Source organism: Mycobacterium sp. (assembly GCF_050701515.1).
Classification (GTDB): domain Bacteria; phylum Actinomycetota; class Actinomycetes; order Mycobacteriales; family Mycobacteriaceae; genus Mycobacterium.
Window position 1 is genome coordinate 1 of sequence record NZ_JBOGDB010000219.1, and the last position, 2,668, is coordinate 2,668.

Annotated in this window: 5 protein-coding genes; all 5 read right to left on the minus strand. The window is 67.2% G+C overall.

All coding sequences use genetic code 11. The features are described 5' to 3' along the window. The coding region (locus ACRDU5_RS17280) for a hypothetical protein (RefSeq protein ID WP_526615890.1) at nucleotides 1–348 on the minus strand (348 nt) is incomplete at its 3' end. Next, a complete protein-coding gene (locus ACRDU5_RS17285) occupies nucleotides 345–1,172 on the minus strand; it encodes a class I SAM-dependent methyltransferase (protein ID WP_526615891.1) in 828 nt (275 codons plus the stop codon). The genes ACRDU5_RS17285 and ACRDU5_RS17280, both read right to left, overlap by 4 nt. Continuing rightward, nucleotides 1,169–1,666, minus strand: coding sequence for a phosphoribosyltransferase (locus tag ACRDU5_RS17290; RefSeq protein ID WP_526615893.1), 498 nt, complete (start codon nucleotides 1,664–1,666; stop codon nucleotides 1,169–1,171). The genes ACRDU5_RS17285 and ACRDU5_RS17290 overlap by 4 nt, the downstream gene beginning before the upstream one ends. Before the next feature lie 5 nt (nucleotides 1,667–1,671). Beyond that, complete coding sequence (locus ACRDU5_RS17295) at nucleotides 1,672–2,373, minus strand: radical SAM protein (RefSeq protein ID WP_526615894.1); 702 nt, start codon at nucleotides 2,371–2,373, stop codon at nucleotides 1,672–1,674. Between the two features lie 2 nt (nucleotides 2,374–2,375). After that, the coding region (locus ACRDU5_RS17300) for a 6-pyruvoyl trahydropterin synthase family protein (protein ID WP_526615895.1) at nucleotides 2,376–2,668 on the minus strand (293 nt) is incomplete at its 5' end.

A 2,668-nucleotide genomic window follows, 5' to 3' on the forward strand; every position in this document is an offset into this window, starting at 1 on the left:
GAGCAGGATCGCGGCCTGGTAGAGCGCGGTGGTGTCGATGCCGCGGTCCTCCAGCACGATCTCCGGCGGGGCGGCCATCTGGGTGACCAGCTCGTATTCCCGAACCTTCAGCGCAATCAGCGCGAAGGTCTCGGTGCGGGGATGTCCAGTGCGCAGGAACGACTTCCCGGTCGACAGCGCGCTGATCACCTGGGCCGGGACGTGTTCGCCCTCGGCATCGGTCAGCTCCGTCAACAACCGGCAGCGCCGGCCGAGTCGATCGGCCAGCGCTGCGAGCAGGTGGGTCTTGCCGACGCCGTTGGGGCCTTCGGCGCAGACCCAGGTGGTTGTTCGCTCGGCGGTGGTCATTCCGGCTTCCGGGAGCAGACGTACAGCGTCTCGATGGCGGCTTCGCCCAGTGCCGTGGCGACAACCGGCCCGAGCAGCGCGTCCGGGGCGAACTCACGCATCCGCTGGTAGAACTCGACGGCCTGGGGCCCGAACCTGCGGGCGACCTCGTCCTCGACCTTGTCCGGGGGCGACGGCAGGATGCCGACGGTGTGCTCGACCACGAGGCCGACCTCGTCAAGCACACCGATCAGCTCCTCGTGCGACCACTCGTAGACGTGGACGTGGTACTGGAGCTTGCGGGGCGGCAGGCCGGGGGTGTTCGGCCCCGACAGGTACAGCCGGCCGGTCGGGGCGAGTGCCTGGGCGGTGTTGCGCAGGCTGGCCACGCCCAGCTCGCGCGGCAGGTGCTCCAGCGCGGAGGTGTAGACCGCGACGTCGAACTCGCCGATGGCGGGCCACGGGTCGGCCACGTCGCACTCGACGAAGTCGATGGAGAACTCCCGCGGCAGCATCGCGTCCAGCGCGGCTTGGCGGTGCGCCGCTTCGGCGAGGTTGTCCGTGCTGATGTCGAGTCCGACGTAGCTGGCCAGGTCGGGCCGGTACCGATAGAACACCGGCAGTTGCAGGCCCCGCCCGCAGCACACGTCCACCACGCGGTCGCCAGGCCGACACCGATCGGTGATCAGCAGCCGTTGCAGGTAGTTCATGATGCCGGTCGGCTTGACCTCGCCGGTGGCCAGCGCGGTGTAGAAGTCGTCCATCTGGTTGGCGCTGTAGACGCCGACCATCGGCGTGTCCGGCTGGGTGCGGTACCCGTCGCCGAGCTCGTCGGTGGTGCTCATCGAACCTCCCAGGGAAAGCGGACCCATCCGGCGCAGGTTGTGCCGACGTAGTCCTGGATTCGTTGCGGTGCAACGGTGTTGTTGTTGTTCCAGTTGATGGTGTTGACCACGAGCGTTGCGCGTCGAACACGCGCAGCGACGTGGGTGAGCAGGCTGGCGGCGATGTCGATGGTGTCGCCGGATCCGGCAACGTCGTCGACGAGCAGGACGTCGGCGTCGGCGTCGAGAGAACCGAGGGATGCCGGGTTCACGATCTTCGGCTCGGCGGCCTTTGCGCCGTTCGGTTCGTCGGTGAGGGTGCGGGTGATCTCGATGCCCCGGACGTCGCGGACACCGAGCTGGTGCGCGAGCTGGACGGCAGGGATCATGCCGCCGCGCAGGATTCCGACGATGACCTGCGGAACGCCGTCCTGCCGGATGCGATCGGCGAGGACGGCGACGTGGTGGTCAAGATCGGCCCAGGTGAGATCGAGTGCGATCGCGATGCTGTCCACCTCCGTCACCTCGCTCCGGTCAAGGTGTGGAGTCGAGTGCTGAAGTTCCAGCCGCGGGCCACCGCGGGGCCGTGGATGGCGTCCATCCCGGCCAGGATCTTCTCGCGGGTGTCGCCTTCGGGCATCACCCAGATCCCATCGAGCTCGCATTCCTCGGCCAGGCGGCTGATCTCGTCGAAGTCCGTGCGGTGGTCGGTCACGACGAACTTGAACACGGCGCGGCCGGTCGCGGTCAGCGCCGCCAGCGCCGGCGGGACGATCCTGCGGGAGTAGTCGACACCGGAGTTCGCCAGCTTCGGGCTGACGACCCACAGGTCCACCAGGTCGACGAGTTCGGCTGTCGGGACCTGCGTTCCGTTCGTCTCGACCTGTACCCGGACGCCGTCGCCAACGCCCGCAGCCAGAGCGGTCATCGCTGGCTGCTGGAGCATCGGCTCCCCGCCGGTGATGACCATCAGGTCGACGGCGCGCTCGGTGACCCAGTCGACCAGCTTCGGGACCGGAACACGGCTGCTGACCTGGGTCGGCTGGTATTGCGTCCAGTCCCAGGTGTACTTGGTGTCGCACCAACTGCAAGTGAGATTGCAGCGGGAGAACCTGCAGAACACACAGCGTTGGCCGGTGAGCGGCCCCTCGCCCTGGAAGGACTCGAACTTCTCGGCGAGGATCGCGGTGCCTTCGACGCGGCCGATAGGGAGCGGGAACACGGTCACAGCGAATCACCCCGCTTCCACTGCGCGGAGGATGACGAGGTTTCGGAGACCTCGACCGACACAAGACGGCCGTGGATCTGCGGCTCGACGTTGTCGATGAACCAACGACCACAGTGCGCGGCCAGCAGTTCGCTAGTCGGGTGGAAGTCGACCTGATCGTTAAGCAGGCGGTGGTCGAACGTGGTCTTCAGGTAGTCACCGAACGGAGCAAGGTCGCCGAAATCGGTGATGAAACCGTATTCGTTGAGCCGGTCGGCCGTCAGAGTCAGTGTGACCACGTAGTTGTGGC